This is a genomic window from Streptosporangium subroseum (assembly GCF_900188345.1).
Classification (GTDB): Bacteria; Actinomycetota; Actinomycetes; order Streptosporangiales; family Streptosporangiaceae; genus Streptosporangium; species Streptosporangium subroseum.
Genome location: NZ_FZOD01000088.1, coordinates 1 through 15,503, shown reverse-complemented (window position 1 = coordinate 15,503; position 15,503 = coordinate 1). Strand labels below are relative to the sequence as shown.

Genomic DNA, 15,503 nt, shown 5'->3' with positions numbered 1-15,503 from the left:
ACAACGGCATGACCATTTCGGTAGCACTCGCCGACGACGAGGCCATGGTCCGCGTGGGCCTGCGGATGGTGCTCAGCGGCGAGCCGGACATCGAGGTCGTCGGCGAGGCCTCCGACGGTATCGAGGCTCTGGCCCTGGTCGCGCGCACCCGGCCGGACGTCGTGCTGATCGACGTGCGCATGCCGAGGATGGACGGGCTGGAGGCGGCGCGGCGGCTCGTGCGCGATAACCCGGACAGCAAGGTCATCGTGCTCACCACGTTCGACGAGGACGAGCATGTCGCCGCCGCCCTGCGCGCCGGGGTCAGCGGCTTCCTGCTGAAGATCGCTCCGCCCGAGCACCTGATCGAGGCGGTCAGGACGGTCGCGGCCGGCGGGGGGCTGCTGCACCCGGCGGTGACGCTGCGGGTGATCGCCGCGTTCGCCGGTCAGCCGGACCCCACCCGCACCACGAGTCGGGCGGCCGAGCTGGAGTCGCTCACCAGCCGGGAGACGGACGTGCTGAAGCTGCTGGCACAGGGCCTGACGAACACCCAGATCGCCGCCCGGCTCTACCTGGGAGAGGCGACGGTCAAAACCCACCTGTCCCGGGTCCTGATGAAGCTGAATCTGACCACCCGCGTCCAGGCGGTCGTCTTCGCCTACGAGAGCGGACTCGTCCGCCCCGGAGAGCATGACCGTGCCTAATCGTAGGCACCGGCGAGGACGCCGAAGACCTCGAGCTGTCGTCGCGGGCCTCGGGGTCCATTGACGCCGTGCAGGACGCCTGGCCGGGCTTGCACGCCTCAACAACTTCGGCATGCCCTGCCGAGAGCTTCTTGACATGGATACATCTGCCTGCCCGACCACGCCGGCCGCCTCCACGACCGAGCCGCCCCCGACGCCGTCACCGGCTTGGGCGAGGCCGCCCTATCAACGCTTATGCGGAGGAGATGTCATCGTATGCATGCCAGCAGTACATCCACCCGGCGGTCCCGACCACCTGAGCCCGCGGTCCCGCCACGGTCCCCTATCCGTCGCCCGATCGAGGCGGTTCGCTGATGGTCAGCTGTGTACGAGGACGTCGTGGGTAGCGATTTTGATTTTGTAGGTATGCGAACCGGCGACGAAGAGGTTGTGGACGGTGGCGGGACGGGTCACGCGCCGCAGGGCCGTGACGGCGAGTCCGCTGCTGAAACGGTCATCGAGGTGCCGCTGGAGGAGCGGGCGAAGTATCCCGGCTCCTCCACCGTGGTCGTCTCCGACCTCGACGAGCTCCCACCGGCGCTTCCAGAAGAAGGGACCGCACGATCATCGCTACGATGCGGTCCTCGGCTGGATTCCGACCGCACACGTCAATGCCGAGTGACGGAAGGCGGAACCTCGGCCGGGACGGACCGGAGCTCCTCTTCGAGCGCGTCGACGAGGGCGCTGGCCGCCTGGCGCAGCCGTGCGCGGCGGGCGCTGAGGTCTTCGGCGAACCGCCGGCCCGTCGGTCCCACCCATACGGGCTGGCCGGTGAACTGCCCGTGGGCGGGGTCGAGCGCGGCCTCCAGGATCGCGACCCGCGCCCTGACCTCCGCCAATGTCTGTTCCAACACCTGACGCCGGGGGTTGGGCACCAAGTCCTCCGGACGAGGATTCATATATCCCTCTTCGGATGCGGATACATCGAGCAGATTCATTGGACATTATTAGATCTACGGCACGTCAGCCAGCCCTGGAGGAATTCGTGGCATGTTCTGTGCGGCGCGGTGTCATGGTTTGTGTGGCGGCATTGCTGGCGGTGTCCGGATGTGCCGACAGCGGCCCTACAGCGGCGGAAGCGGGTGAAACGCTCAAATCACATATCACCGAGTTGATGAAAAAGCGCCATGCTTTGGATGTCCGAATCACCGATTTCGGCGGGCGTGACACCCCCTGTGGTGAGGGCAAAGCCAAGCGAACTTTCGCGGCCACTGGTATGGATGGGGCAGCGCAACGTGGGGCAGACAGTCTCAATACTCTCCTTCTAGGCTCACTTTCCGGGGTAGCCTCATATCGCATCGTTGAAGATCGTGGCGACGCTCCTATCAAACTTGCCAATGACGAGTACAAGACAAAGATGATTTTGGAGTCACCTGGCAAGGGGAAGTACGCGGTCAGAGGCGAAACCGAGTGTCTACCGACCTCGTGAATTAACTGTCGAAGGCCAGGCTACGCTGTCGACCGCGCTTGTTGCCGCCTTCGAACCAGCTTGCCGTGTCGTCGGACAGTTTCCCAATGGACAGATCTTCCTTGCTGCCCATCCCGTTGGCTGCCGCCCATCTCTCGAATGCCTCAAGCCCCTTGTTCCCCTGCTTGGCCAGTTCGGAAAACGGCTTGAGGTTGCCCTTGGTGTCAGCGATGGCCACCCCGGGCGGGCAGGCGGCCTGGAACTCGGCGGGCGTCACCTTCGGGGCGAAGCCGTTGGCCATGAGCACCTGCGCATACGTGTGCTGGCGGCCGAGCGTCGCGAGGTCGTCTTCCTTGTCAGATCGGTCCATCCGGGTCTCATCCTCTTCGCCGAACGCGCCCTCGGCGGCGAGGGAGGTGCTCAGCGCCAGCCAGGCGAAGTCATATGCCAGGGTCGGCGCGGCGAATATGCTCACCAACGCGATGGCGGTGTCGCGGGTGAAGTTCACCACGTCCTTCTGCTGCTTGTCGATCATGTCCAGGTTGCCCTGGACCTTCTCGACGGCGGCCAGCTCGAAGCCGCGCACATTGCCCAGGGCCGTGAACACCCGGTCCATCTGCTCGGCGTCGCCGGTGCGCCGGGTCGTCGCAGAGGCGTCGGCGATGATTTCCTGGGAGAGACGGCCCATTCCCCGGTCGAACGGGGCGAGATTCTTGGCGGAGTCGGCGAAGGTCTTCAGGAAGCGATAGGTGTCCTTCGGACTCAGAGTGAACGCCGACGTCATGCCAAAGGCCGAGGTGAAGGGCTTCAGGGTGCTCGCCTCGGTCATATTGGCATCGCCGATGTTCGCGCCCTCGGTGATCTCGGTGGCGTAGGCGCCGGCCAGCGTCGACATGAAGATCCTGGCTCCCGGTGCGACCTCCATCGGTGTGCCCGGAGAGCCCTCGGTGCCGTCAGTGTCCCTGAGGTCTCCCATGATGGTCATGACGTTGAAGGCGAACTTCGCGGCCTCGGGGCTGTGCGGGCCCTTCTCATAGGCTCCGCCTCCGGCGGCGAGCATCCGGCCGAACTCCGCGCTGACGTCGAAATCCATGCCCGGAGGCCGCTGAAAGGTGTGTTCGGGGGTTTCCACGCGATTGAGCTCGGTGAACAGGTCTCTGAGGTCTTCGTGTGACATGGCGTTGAACAGGTCCCTGGCCACGTCGGGATTGTTCGCCAGGGCGGGCAGCAGCGGGACGAGATCGGTCTTCCAACGCCGAGGACGAGTGCCGTCGCCCGCGCTGATCGGCTTTTCTACCCTGCCTCGCGCTATCTCGGTGAGCCACGCGGCGGGGAACATTCCATACCTGAGTAGGGATGCCAGCTCGCTCCCCGAGGCCTTCTTGAGGTTGCCCGCCTCCCACGCTGAGCCGAGCAGACCCGGCTGCGCGCCGACCGCCGTGGCCAGGGCGTTGCCTATGACCTTCCGGTGTTCGTCGGCCGCTTGCTTGTCGTACCTCTCCAGGCGTTGGAGCATGTCGAGCATGCCCTTGGGGCCGGCGACCCGGAAGAACCCGGCGGTGAGGTAGGCGTCCTTCTGCCCGTCGGCGAGTTCGTCGAGGATTCGGTCGTAGGCGGCGGTGGGCAAGCCCAGGGAGGACGGAGGAAGACGGCTGAGCTCGAAGGCGAGTTCGGTGCCTTTCTTCGCGCTGCCCGCCGGGGACTTTCCCGTCTTCTCGTCGTAGGGCAGCAGCCCCCACTTGAACGCGTCCTGGAGCCAGCCATTGGCCCATGCCGAGGTCTGCCCCGGGAGGCCGGGCGTCCCTCCCAGCATGGGGAGGTCCTGGTTGATCGTTTGCAGACGTTTGCGCAGCCCCGGGAGTTCATCGCCGACCCAGCCGTCGATCTCCTTTATCGGTTGCAGCCCTGCCGCCGACACGTCGGCGGCTGCGAGCAACTGCCGGATCCGCTCGGACTGCTCGCCGATCACGTCGCGACCGCGCTCCAGCGCGGTGACGAAGCCCTGCATCAGATCGGGGTCGATTCCGGCGAAGTCCGGCGACAAAGGCCCCGTCCCCGATGGCATCGGCTCCACCATTCCTCTCACGCTATTTTTAGTATTCCACTCTATCCTCTAATGAGAACACTAAAGAGTGGGCAACGCGGGCACGTTTGGCATTATGGGATTGTTTCCAGCCTTAACGCCTTATCCTCGTGAGATCGGTCATCGCGGACGCGATGTTGACTGTCCGATACCTGATTCTCGACCGGTGTCAAGGGGTGCGGAATGTGACGGACCGGTGGGAAGCCCGCCGTGATTCGCTCTGGGGCATCGGGAATCGGTGGGTGAGCCGCAGAACTTGCCGTACGCGCCGGGGGTGGGGGCGAAGGCCTCGATCAGCTCATCGAGCTTGACGGCGGGGGCTTCCTCGGCTGGGGCGCGGCCCCGTACAGGTAGGCGGACCCCGCCGCCGACTGCGGCGTCGGATTTATGTCGGAGCCGACTGATAGTTATAGCCATCACAACGATTCCGATGATTTGTGGAGCTGCGGGATGGCAACGGTCGTTTTCCGGGATGAGACCGCGACAGGAAAGCCGATAGAGGAGTTCACACTCCCTGACCTGCCGGAAAACATCTTCGCGCGAGAGTTGGTACGACTCCGTGTCCGCGAGGAGGTCGCTCGCTACAACGCCAATCCCTCGGCCCGGTTCAACGGCCTGGTCCGTCCCGTGGACGCCGAGGTGGAGCTGAACGGCTACCGGATGGGCGCGACACGGCGGATCGACTGGGAGCGTCAGGCGGACATCGCCGAGCGGGCGTTCCAGCGCAACGGGTTCCTGTTGCTGGTCGGAGAGCGTCAGATCGACGACCTGTCCGAGGTGATCGACCTGACCGTCGACCCGGTCCTGTCGTTCATCAAGCTCGTTCCCCTGGTCGGAGGCTGAACATGGGCGTCCTCGACGACTTTCCGCGCGCTCACGACCATGCCATTCGCCAGGTGGACTCATTGTTCCGCGATGCCTTCGCCCGGTTCGACGCGGCCTTCGACGCGGGACGGGAGCTTCCCGACGGGGAGAGCGATCTGCGGATGTTCGGCCGCTGGGCGCAGATGCGGCTCAGCCTGGGAAGAGACGGGGGCCACGACTACGACGAGCACGTCCTGTGCGCGACCCGGCTCGCCGCCGAGGGCGACATCCCGTGGACGGCCGAGGACATCCGTTTCCTCTGGTCGACCGCCAACGAGCTGATGACCAGGATGCACACCAACTACCTGGAGCTGTACCGGATCCCACTGGCCGCGATCCGGACGCTGGGCTATGCGGACCGTCGCCTTACCTTGGGGGAAACGCCGAGTTGGTTCCGTCAGTACCACAGGCCGGTCTGGGACGCTCTTCATGATCAGCTGGAGGACGTGCTGACCGAGCCCGCCGAGAACGGTCCGGCCGGCGTGGTGCGAAACGTGATCTGGGACTGCGACGACGTCGCTCACCTTCTGGCCGAGAAGTACGGCGCGCGCCTGGCCGATCCCGCGGTCCTGCCCCTGTTGCGCCACTGGAACACCGCCAGGTCCTCCAAACCCAGCGGAAAATGGCTCAAGACCGCCAAAGCGCTCCTGACCCCCGAGGCCGCCGACATCGTCCGCGAGATCCTCGCCCGGGTGGCGGCACACCGGGAGAAGAAGATCGATCACCGGACCGACGAGGGCTACGAGTGGACGGAGACCGTCTTCCTGCACGAGCGCACCGCCGTGCCGGTGCGCGGCATGGTGTGGACGTGCGAGCTGATCGACGAGCCATGGGTGATCGGGCTCCTCGGTGACGTCGCCCTGACCTGCGGGACCGGGATCGGCGGGTCGGGCGCGAACTGCCGCAGCGAGAGGCTCGCCAACGCCGCCGTGAACGTCCTGTCCCGACGCGGTGGGCTGGACACCGTCGCGTCACTGGCCAGGGTGCAGGTCAAGGTCCGCAAGAAGTCTGTGCTGAACAATGTGGCGCGCACCCTGGACGCGGTGGCCGCCTCGACGGGGCTGAGCCGTGAGCAGTTGCTGGACCGCACCGTGCCGACCTTCGGGCTCGGTCCGGACGGGGTGCGGGAGGAGAAGATCGGCGACTGTCTCGTACGGCTCTGCGCCGACGGTCCCGCGCTCCGTTTTGTCAATCCTGCCGGGAAGATCGTCAAGTCGGTACCGCAGGCGATCCGTCAGGACCCCGCGCTGGCCGAGCTCAGGGCCACGTTGAAGGATCTCAAACAAGCGCTGCCGGCCGAGCGGTTCCGGTTGGAGCGGGCGCTGATCGAGGACCGGATGTGGCGTTGGCACCAGGTGACCGAATTCTTCCTCGACCACCCGGTTACCGGCCTGTACGCCCGGAACCTGATCTGGCAGATCCTCCAGGGCCCGTCAGGGCTCCCCGTCCGAACCGATTCGGGATGGGAGCTCATCGATCCGCAGGGTCGCCATATTCAGCCGAATCCGGATACTCCGGTCCAGCTGTGGCACCCGATCCGGGAGACGGCCGAGGACGTGCGGGCATGGCGTGACCACCTGCTGGAGCACGGGGTGCGCCAGCCGTACAAGCAGGCCTTCCGTGAGATCTACCTGCTGACTCCGGCCGAGGAGCAGACCGGCACCTATTCCAACCGGTTCGCCGGTCACGTGATGCGCTACGGCCAGGCCAAGGCCCTGCTCAACCAGCGCGGCTGGACCGACCTGTCGATCGGCCACTGGGACCCCGAGTGCAGTGGCGACAAGGGCGAGGCGATCAAGGAGCTGTCCGGCTGGCGCGCCCGCTGGGGCATGCATGTGGAGGGAGACGGGGAAGCCGACGGGTGGGGCACCGCGTCCTTCTGCGCCGGCGAACAGATCACTTTCTACCGCGATGAGCAGGAGCTTTCCCCGTACGGCGAGATGGGGAACCGCGTCGGCCACGTGGGGGCGCCGCTGACCGAGGTGCCGCCGCTGGTGCTGTCGGAGGTGCTCCGCGACGCCGACCTGGCCGTCGGTGTCACCTCCGTTGGCCTGGACCAGCAGGCGACCGGCGGGCACGAGGAGTACTGGAACTCCTACGGGTTCGGTGAGCTCACCGAGACCGCCAAAACTCGACGCGACGCGCTCACCCGGCTGCTGCCCCGGTTGAAGATCGCCGATCGGGCGGAGCTGACCGACCGGTTCCTGCGCGTGCGCGGAGATCGGCGGACCTACAAGATCCACCTGGGCTCGGGCAACATCCTGATGGAGCCCAACGACGCCTACCTGTGCATCGTCCCCGGGCACGACCGCAGCACCGCATCCGTCTTCCTGCCCTTCGAGGAGGACGGCGGAATGCTCTCGGTCATCCTGTCCAAGGCGTTCCTGCTCGCCGACGACACGACCATCGTCGATCCGTCGATCACCCGCCAGTTCGTCGCCTGAAAACGCCGTGGCGGTCTCCTCGGGGCGCTCATCACCGCTCACCGGGAGCCGATCAGCGCGTCCGTTCTATCGCTCCGGGCGGAGCACGGTCACTGCTCGGCACCGCCTCGGCCGGTTCGGCTACCACTAGATCGGTTGCCGAACCGGCCGAGGCGGAATCATCGCGCGTCGAAGTGGTGGCGGGCCTCGTCGATGGTGTCCAGGTGCCGGCGGGTCCATACGCACATGGCGTTGACCGTCGTCTGGAGGCTCAGGCCGGCTTCCGTGAGGGTGTAGTCGACGCGCGGTGGAACCGTGGGGTGGACGAGGCGGTTCACCACGCCATCGCGTTCCAGGGTGCGCAGGGTCTGGGTGAGCATCTTGTGGCTGATGCCTTCGACCGCCGCGTGTAGCTCCGTGAAGCGCAGGGTGTTCTCGCCGAGGGCGTTGATGATCAGCAACGCCCACTTGTTGGCGATGTTGGCGAAGATCTCCCTTGCCAGCGCCTGGGCGCGCATCACATCGCCGCGTTCCTCCACGCTGCTCAACTGCTCGGTCACCGTGAGGTTCCTCTCTCACGAAAAAGTGCGTTCTTCCTGGTCAGCTCTCACTCTCCTACCGTTAGCCAGTAACCACAAGAGAGCATGAAGCAAAGGAACACGCGATGAGCATTCTCAGGACCTACGCCCGGCTCTGGGTGGACGACCTCGACCAGGCGCTGCCCCTCCTCCGGAAACTGGTCGGCCGCGAGCCCGATATCCGCTTCGCGTTCGACAACGTCAAGGCTGCCGCCATCGGGCATTTCCTCGTCATCGAGGTGCCGCTGGAGGAGCGGGCGCAGTATCCCGCCTCCGCCACCGTGGTCGTCTCCGACCTCGATGAGCTCACCCGGCAGCTCGCGGCGCACGGCGGGCGGATCACCGTGCCCGAGGCCAAGTCCGAGGTCAGCAGGTTTCTCTACGCCCGCCATGTGGACGGTGCCGAGATCGAGTACGTGGAGTGGACGCCCGATCTCGTCCAGCGCATCATCGGCTGACACGGCAGCGGCACCACTGAGTCTGATCAGCGCCGGCCACATCATTCCCCGCTGCGGGACAGAGCTTGTCTATTCCCCTTATTTACGGTAGGAAATAGGCATGTTTATTACCCGGCGCCTTCACGTCAACCCGTGCCGCCTCGTTGGCACGACCTGTCGCTCCTGACCACCTCCCTCGGCCGGTAGGGCGTCAGCCGCCGGCCGCCCATCCCCTTCCACTCGCGCCGTAACGGGCAAGCCGGTGCGGGCCGGAGAGCGTGCCCCCCGGAGCGACCCCGTGACCTCTTCCATCTCCTTCCAGCCCGACCCCTCCGCCGAGCCCGGTGCACAGCAGGCCGTCACCGCGAGCAGGGGAGGTTCGGCACCTCCCACGGCGCCTCCTGGCGCGGGCGCGTCGAAGTATCGCCGGTTCGGCGTGCGCCTGCTGTCGATCCTGGTCCTGCTCCTGCTCTGGCAGCTCGTGGCGAGCGCCACCCGCAACCCGTCCTTCATACCCTCGCCCCGGGCGGTGTGGGACCAGCTGGTGCTCACCTCGACCGTCCACGACGGAATCCGCGGCTACAGCGGCCACTTCCTCATCGAGCATCTCGGAATCAGCCTGCGCCGCATCCTCATCGGCTCGGTGCTCGGCGTCGTGGCGGGACTCGCGCTCGGCGTCGTCATGGGCACCGTCCCCTGGATTCGCGTCGTGGTCGAACCCCTGGTCACCTTCGTGCGGGCGCTCCCGCCCCTGGCGTACTTCAGCCTGCTGATCATCTGGTTCGGCATCGACGAGACCCCGAAGCTGTGGCTGCTCACCATAGCGGCGCTCCCGCCGGTCGCCGTGGCCACCGCCTCGGCGGTGTACGCCGCCCCGGCGGGCCTGGTGGAGGCCGCGCGGGCACTCGGAGCGACGCGGTGGAACGTCACGAGGGACATCGTGCTGCCGAACGCCCTCCCGGAGATCTTCACCGGCGTCCGGCTGGCCGTGGGCATCGCCTACTCCTCGGTCGTCGCGGCGGAGACCATCAACGGCGTGCCCGGCATCGGGGGCATGATTCGCGACGCCCAGCGCTACCTGCAGACCGATGTGGTGGTGCTCGGGCTGTTCGCCATCGGCATCTCCGGTCTGCTCATCGACGCCGTTCTGCGTGTCGCCGAGAACAAGCTCATTCCCTGGCGCGGTCGCGCCTGAGCGGCACCCCGCTCGAACGATCAAGACAAGGAAACCCCCCATGGTCCGACCAGGTCTCAGACGCCTGCTCCTGCTCACCGTGGCCGCCGCGACGGTGGCCGCCCTGGCCGCGTGCGGCGACGGCACCGCCTCCGGAGGTACGGGCGGTGGCGCCGGAGGCGCGGCCGACAAGACGATCCGCATCGCCTACCAGGCGTTTCCCAGCGGAGACCTCATTGTCAAGAACAAGCACTGGCTGGAGGACGCGCTGCCGGACTACCGCATCACCTGGACCAAGTTCGACTCCGGCGCCAGCATCAACACGGCCTTCGTCGCGAAGAGCGTCGACATCGCCGCCATCGGCTCCAGCCCGGTGGCCCGCGGGCTGTCGGCGCCCCTGAACATCCCGTACCAGGTGGCCTTCGTCCTGGACGTGGCCGGTGACAACGAGGCCCTGGTGGTCCGTGACGGCAGCGGTATCTCCTCGGTGGAGGGGTTGCGCGGCAAGAAGGTGGCCAGCCCGTTCGCCTCGACCTCCCACTACAGCCTGCTCGCGGCCCTGGCCCAGGCCAAGGTGCCGGAGTCCGCCGTCACCGTCATCGACCTGGAGCCGCAGGACATCCTGGCCGCCTGGACGCGGGGCGACATCGACGCCGCGTACGTCTGGCTGCCCGTCCTGGACGACCTGAAGAAGAACGGCAAGGTCCTCATCACGAGCCGGGAACTGGCCGCCGCGGGCAAGCCCACCCTCGACCTGGGCGTGGTGTCCACCGCGTTCGTCGACGCGCACCCCGAAGCCGTCGACGCCTGGCGCAAGGCCGAGGCCAAGGCGCTCACCCTGATCGCGAGCGATCGGGACGCCGCGGCGGCCGCCGTGGGCGCGGAGCTCAACATCAGCCCGGCCGACGCCAAGAACCAGCTCAGCCAGGGAGTGTTCCTGCCTCCTGCCGATCTGGCCGGCCCGGAATGGCTGGGCGTCCCCGGCAAGGTCGGTGGGCTCGCGCAGAACCTGGTCAGCGCCGCCGAGTTCCTCAAGAGCCAGCAGAAGATCGACGCGGTGCCTGACCTCGCGACCATAGAGAAGGCCATCTACAACAAGGGGCTCCCCAATGCGCTCTCCTGACGTCGCGTCCTCGGCCATTCAGGTGGCGGAGGGTTCTGCCATCCGGGCGGAGGAGGGTGCCGCGGCCGTGGACGTGCGGGGGGTCGAGCACGTCTACGGCCGGGGCGCCGGTGCCGTCACCGCGCTCGGACCGGTGTCCCTCACCGTTCCGGAGGGCTCGTTCCTCGTACTCGTGGGAGCGTCCGGATGCGGCAAGAGCACCCTGCTGCGCCTTATCGCCGGCTTCGAGCGGCCCACGTCCGGATCCGTACGGACCGGCGGCGTCGAACCGGTGCCCGGCAAGGGAGCCGGGATCGTCTTCCAGGAGCCCCGGCTCTTTCCCTGGAAGACCGTGGGCGGCAACGTGGAACTCGCTCTCCGATACGTTGGGGTGCCCCGCCACGAACGCCTGCGCAGGGTGCCGGAACTGCTGGAGAGGGTGGGCCTGCACGACGTCGCGGATCGTCGGATCTGGCAGATATCCGGAGGCCAGCAGCAGCGTGTGGCCATAGCCAGGGCGCTGGCGGGCGATAACCCGCTACTGCTGCTCGACGAGCCGTTCGCCGCCCTGGACGCCCTCACCCGCGAGCGTCTGCAGGAGGACCTGCGCCAGGTGAGCGCCGAGACCGGCCGGACGTCGGTGTTCGTGACCCACAGTGTCGACGAGGCGGTGTTTCTCGGCAGCCGCGTGGTGGTGCTCACCCAGCGTCCGGGACGGGTCGCGCTGGACATCGACGTCGGCCTGCCGCGTACCGGACTGGAACCCGATGAACTGCGCGCTCTTCCCGAATACGCCACCTTGCGCGCGGAGATCGGCCATGCCGTCCGCGCCGCCTGAATCAGATCACCGATCGCCCGGAAACGGAGTACCGAGATGACGCACCCGTCCGAACACGCGCTCGCCGGCCTGACGCTCGACCCACTGGGCCCGAACTTCGGGGCGGAGGTCATCGGGCTCGACCTTGCCACCGCGACCGACGAGGAGGTGCTGGCGGTAAGGACCACGCTCGTCGAACGAAAGGTGCTGTTCTTCCGGGGGCAGAACCTCGACGACGACGGCCAGGTGGCGCTGGGGCGGCGCATCGGCGAGCTCACCGCGTCCCACCCCGTGGTCGGAGGCGTGGACGCCGCGCATCCCGAGATCTACGCCATCGACAGCTCCGACAACGGGTTCGCCGACGTGTGGCACACCGATGTCACATTCATGTCCCGGCCTCCCATGGGCTCCATCCTCCGGGCCGTGCACCTGCCGGTCGCGGGCGGTGACACGAACTGGGCCGACAGCCAGCTGGCGTACGACTCCCTGTCCTCGCCGGTGCGGGAGATGGTGGACCGGCTGACCGCGGTACACGACGGCAACCGCGAGTTCGGCTACTACCTGGCCCAGCGGCGTGGCGGGAAGGGCAACGTCTGGGAGGGCGAGACCGTCACCCGGCTCGATCCGGTGGAGCACCCGGTGATCCGCGTGCACCCGGAGACGGGGCGCAGGGGCATCTTCGTCAACCCGGGCTTCACCTCCCACATCGTCGGGGTTTCTGACGCCGAGAGCCGGGCCATCCTCGACCTGCTGTACGCGCATCTGACCAAGCCCGAACACATCGTTCGCCACAGGTGGCGTGCGGGTGATGTGGCGATGTGGGACAACCGGAGCACGGCGCACTACGCCAACCGCGACTACGGCTCCACGCGACGCGTCATGCACCGCATCACCCTGCGCGGCGACCAGCCTTTCGGTCCCGTGGCGACCGAACGCGGTCCCGAACCCGGCCCGCACTGATCGACCGTGGCGAGCTCACGGCGGTGAGGTTCGGCCGGCCTGCGGGCCGCCGGTCAAGGATTCTGCCTGGGATGTAGTCGTTTCATGCTGGACACGGATATTTCCGACCTTCCCGTAGAAGTGGTCGAGGCTGGTGTCGGTATATCGGTATATCCCCAGATGGACACCTGATCTGGCCCCTTCTCGTAATGGGCAAGATCAGACGAATCGTAATCGAGGTACTTTTCTGGAAAAAGGGTGCACGTAAAGAAAAGGGACCCTCCTGACGCCATAGCCCGGCAGGTCGTGATTGCCGTGCTCAGCTGATGTTTCAGCCGTTGATGATCTGGTTATCCTCTTAAAGCTGCGGTCGGAGTAATGTCGCGGTGCAAAGCTCGACCCCCCGTTCAATAATTCGGCACTATTTGTCGGAATTTCTGCAGGGGGTTGGCCTTGTCGCGCTGTGCTTATGTGTACAAGGGTTTCTTTAGAAGCGCCTTGTCCGGATTTGTGGTATGTGCGGTCGGCCTGGAGCCAACGACTTATCCCTCTTCTGCTGCATCTCGCGATGAAAGCGCCATTCCATCATTTATGATCACTTGCGGTCCGGGTGGGACGGGTCCGACATTGCGGCTGACGCGGGATGCGCACGTCGAAGGCGCGCGCGCGATCGTCACGGTGCACGTCGCCAACACCGGTGACGTCGACGCGAAAGGGGCGAGTTTCGCCGAAGACCTTTCCGCCGTCCCCGGCAGCGAGACCGTGGGCGACAGGCAGGCGACCTCGGGAACGTTGACCTACAGCAAGCCCCTGCTCAGGTGGACGGGCGATGTGAGCGCGGGCGACAGCGTCGAGGTCCGGTACGCCGTCCGGTCATACGGTGACCGGATGTCCATCCCGACGGTCGACGCGCACGCGGGGAGGACCTGCCAGGACGCGACCGGTGGCCCCGAGGCCGTCGGCACGCCGACCGGCGGGGCCGACGCCACCGCCGGCGCGAAGGCCGATGAGCGTCATGCGCCGACCGATGCCGCCACCGCCGATGCCACCGCGGATGTCGCCACCAGCGCGCCGGCCGATGAGACCGGTGCCGCAGCCGGTGCGCCTGCCCAGGTGCCGTCCGGCGTCACGGCCGATCCGGTGCCGGAGACCGCCGACGGCGACGTCGCTGGGCGCCGGCCGTCCACGGAGACCCGGGCCGATGCCGGGGCGGCTCGACCGGGTGCGAAGGCGGGTGCGAAGGCGGGTGCGCGAATGGCGCGCCGGGCGCCGATCGCTTTCTCCCAGCGCTACATGAACAACTACCGAGGGACGGTTACCCGGGCGGCGAACGCGGTGGTGACCTGCTACCCCCCGCAGGTGAGCGACTGCGCCACCCGTCAGAACGGCTCGGGCAACAACAACGTCGCCGCCACCTTCATCGACGTGGACAGCGACGCGACGACCTTCAACTCCAGCACCGCCGACCTCACGTTGTCGGCCAACCCGCAGGTGGCCTACGCGCGGCTGTACTGGGGCGGGCGAGGCCAGACCACGACCGACACGACGGGCCTGCCAGCCGGCAACCGCCTGGCGCCCGACATCAGCCTGCGCGGTCGAGTACTGATCAAGGCTCCGGGTGACACCGCTTACCGGACGATCACCGCCTCGGCCGGTGACATCGGCGACACCCCCGACAACGTCACCGCGAACGGAATCGTCTACGGAGCCTCCGCGGATGTCACCTCCCTGGTGGCGTCGGCGGGTGCCGGCACCTACGCGGTGGCGAACGTGCAGGCCGCCCGAGGGCTCGACGGTCTCGGAGCGTTCGGCGGCTGGTCGCTGGTGGTGGCCTACCGCGACTCCTCGCTGCCGTTGCGGAACATCTCGGTGTTCGACGGTTTCCTGTATCAGCAGAACGGCGCCGCGAGCACCACGATCAACCTGTCCGGGTTCCGGACCCCGACCACCGGGGCGGTGAACGTCCAGCTGGGCGAGGTCGCTTTCGACGGTGACAACGCGATCGTCGGTGACTCTCTGAGCGTCAAGACCACCAATGGGCCACTGACCACCCTCACCGACGCCCTCCACCCGGCGGACAACTTCTTCAACTCCACCATCGCCACGCTCGGCAGTCAGGTGACCAACCGAAACCCGACCTATACCAACACGCTCGGGTACGACTCCAACATCATCAACGCGTCGTCGGCGTTCCGTAACAACGACACCACGGCCCAGTTCACCTTCGCCACCGTGGGGGACGCCTACTGGCCCCAAGCGTTCTTCACCCAGACCGACCTCCACCAGGCGAACCTGCAGACGACCAAGTCAGCCCAGCTGATAGGCGGCGGAACCCCCAAACCCGGCTCGGTGCTCGAATACACTGTCACCACGACCAATACGGGAGACGACACCGCCATCGGAGTGCTGCTCTCCGACCCGATCCCCACCAACGCCGTCTACGTTCCGGGAACCATCTCCGTGGCATCGGGGCCCAACGCCGGCCCCAAAACGGACGCCCCGGGGGATGACCAGGCACAGTTCGTCGGCAATCAGGTCAGCGCACAGCTGGGAACCGGAGCGAACGCCACGAGCGGCGGCTCACTGGCACCGGGCCAATCCACCTCCGTGACGTTCCGGGTCACCCTCGGCCCCAACTCGCCCGGCACGACGGTGGCCAACAGCGCGACCATCGCGTACTCCAGTTCTGACACGCCCACCCAGCAGGGAAGTGCCAGCGCGACCGGCACGACGGCGGTTCCCGTGCAGGTTTCGTCGTTGGCGCTGTTGAAGACGGCGGCGCCCAGCACGGTGACGGCCGCGGGCAGGACGGTGACGTACTCGTACGCCATCACCAACACCGGTGAAACCACCCTCACCGGTGTGGGGGTGACGAACACGTCGTTCTCGGGTTCGGGGACGCCTTCGGCGGTGACGTGTCCGGTGACGACGTTGGCGCCGCAGGCCTCGACGA

13 protein-coding genes are annotated in these 15,503 nt (G+C 66.9%); 10 read left to right on the top strand and 3 right to left on the bottom strand.

Annotated features, from left to right (window positions below; all coding sequences use genetic code 11):
• The first annotated feature begins 8 nt into the window (after window positions 1-8).
• Window positions 9-686: a response regulator gene (locus CHC08_RS43645; RefSeq protein WP_089213270.1), complete on the top strand. Its 678-nt coding sequence runs from the start codon at window positions 9-11 to the stop codon at window positions 684-686.
• 647 nt (window positions 687-1,333) lie between these two features.
• Here the strand turns inward: CHC08_RS43645 and CHC08_RS43640 are convergent.
• Window positions 1,334-1,624 carry a hypothetical protein gene (locus CHC08_RS43640; protein ID WP_143653621.1) on the bottom strand — a complete coding sequence of 97 codons (291 nt, stop codon included), beginning with the start codon at window positions 1,622-1,624 and terminating at the stop codon, window positions 1,334-1,336.
• Window positions 1,625-1,746: 122 nt separating this feature from the next.
• Here CHC08_RS43640 and CHC08_RS49005 point away from each other — a divergent pair, with 122 nt between their 5' ends.
• Window positions 1,747-2,154, top strand: coding sequence for a hypothetical protein (locus tag CHC08_RS49005; protein WP_143653620.1), 408 nt, complete (start codon window positions 1,747-1,749; stop codon window positions 2,152-2,154).
• A gap of 1 nt (window position 2,155) precedes the next feature.
• Here CHC08_RS49005 and CHC08_RS43635 read toward each other — a convergent pair whose 3' ends face one another.
• On the bottom strand, window positions 2,156-4,210 hold the full coding sequence (locus tag CHC08_RS43635) for a hypothetical protein (RefSeq protein WP_143653619.1): 2,055 nt from the start codon (window positions 4,208-4,210) through the stop codon (window positions 2,156-2,158).
• Between the two features lie 456 nt (window positions 4,211-4,666).
• On the opposite strand from CHC08_RS43635, the gene CHC08_RS43630 reads away from it, so the two are divergent.
• Window positions 4,667-5,059: a hypothetical protein gene (locus tag CHC08_RS43630; RefSeq protein ID WP_089213267.1), complete on the top strand. Its 393-nt coding sequence runs from the start codon at window positions 4,667-4,669 to the stop codon at window positions 5,057-5,059.
• 53 nt (window positions 5,060-5,112) lie between these two features.
• Window positions 5,113-7,524, top strand: a complete 2,412-nt coding sequence (locus CHC08_RS43625) for a DUF4132 domain-containing protein (RefSeq protein ID WP_143653618.1) — start codon at window positions 5,113-5,115, stop codon at window positions 7,522-7,524.
• A gap of 158 nt (window positions 7,525-7,682) precedes the next feature.
• Here the strand turns inward: CHC08_RS43625 and CHC08_RS43620 are convergent, their stop codons facing one another.
• Complete coding sequence (locus CHC08_RS43620) at window positions 7,683-8,063, bottom strand: winged helix-turn-helix transcriptional regulator (protein ID WP_245878934.1); 381 nt, start codon at window positions 8,061-8,063, stop codon at window positions 7,683-7,685.
• Window positions 8,064-8,167: 104 nt separating this feature from the next.
• Here CHC08_RS43620 and CHC08_RS43615 point away from each other — a divergent pair, with 104 nt between their 5' ends.
• The 6 genes from CHC08_RS43615 to CHC08_RS43590 form a co-directional block, all read left to right on the top strand.
• The gene (locus tag CHC08_RS43615; protein WP_089213265.1) at window positions 8,168-8,539 is read left to right on the top strand and encodes a VOC family protein; all 372 of its coding nucleotides are present in this window, start codon (window positions 8,168-8,170) and stop codon (window positions 8,537-8,539) included.
• Between the two features lie 277 nt (window positions 8,540-8,816).
• Window positions 8,817-9,713, top strand: coding sequence for an ABC transporter permease (locus CHC08_RS43610; RefSeq protein ID WP_245878933.1), 897 nt, complete (start codon window positions 8,817-8,819; stop codon window positions 9,711-9,713).
• 40 nt (window positions 9,714-9,753) lie between these two features.
• The gene (locus CHC08_RS43605) at window positions 9,754-10,815 is read left to right on the top strand and encodes a taurine ABC transporter substrate-binding protein (RefSeq protein ID WP_089213264.1); all 1,062 of its coding nucleotides are present in this window, start codon (window positions 9,754-9,756) and stop codon (window positions 10,813-10,815) included.
• Window positions 10,802-11,632: an ABC transporter ATP-binding protein gene (locus tag CHC08_RS43600; RefSeq protein WP_089213263.1), complete on the top strand. Its 831-nt coding sequence runs from the start codon at window positions 10,802-10,804 to the stop codon at window positions 11,630-11,632. The genes CHC08_RS43605 and CHC08_RS43600 overlap by 14 nt, the downstream gene beginning before the upstream one ends.
• Before the next feature lie 36 nt (window positions 11,633-11,668).
• Window positions 11,669-12,571 (top strand): TauD/TfdA dioxygenase family protein, encoded by a 903-nt coding sequence (locus CHC08_RS43595; protein WP_089213262.1) that lies wholly within the window; start codon window positions 11,669-11,671, stop codon window positions 12,569-12,571.
• Window positions 12,572-13,177: 606 nt separating this feature from the next.
• Window positions 13,178-15,503: DUF7507 domain-containing protein (locus CHC08_RS43590; RefSeq protein ID WP_143653617.1), on the top strand; the 2,326-nt coding region annotated here is incomplete at its 3' end.

Bases quoted from the DNA above. Each gene is read 5' to 3' on its own strand.
- CHC08_RS43595 (WP_089213262.1), top strand. From the start codon at position 11,669: ATGACGCACCCGTCCGAACACGCGCTCGCCGGCCTGACGCTCGACCCA.
- CHC08_RS43600 (WP_089213263.1), top strand. From the start codon at position 10,802: ATGCGCTCTCCTGACGTCGCGTCCTCGGCCATTCAGGTGGCGGAGGGT.
- CHC08_RS43605 (WP_089213264.1), top strand. From the start codon at position 9,754: ATGGTCCGACCAGGTCTCAGACGCCTGCTCCTGCTCACCGTGGCCGCC.
- CHC08_RS43615 (WP_089213265.1), top strand. From the start codon at position 8,168: ATGAGCATTCTCAGGACCTACGCCCGGCTCTGGGTGGACGACCTCGAC.
- CHC08_RS43630 (WP_089213267.1), top strand. From the start codon at position 4,667: ATGGCAACGGTCGTTTTCCGGGATGAGACCGCGACAGGAAAGCCGATA.
- CHC08_RS43635 (WP_143653619.1), bottom strand. From the start codon at position 4,210: ATGGTGGAGCCGATGCCATCGGGGACGGGGCCTTTGTCGCCGGACTTC.
- CHC08_RS43645 (WP_089213270.1), top strand. From the start codon at position 9: ATGACCATTTCGGTAGCACTCGCCGACGACGAGGCCATGGTCCGCGTG.
- CHC08_RS43640 (WP_143653621.1), bottom strand. From the start codon at position 1,624: ATGAATCCTCGTCCGGAGGACTTGGTGCCCAACCCCCGGCGTCAGGTG.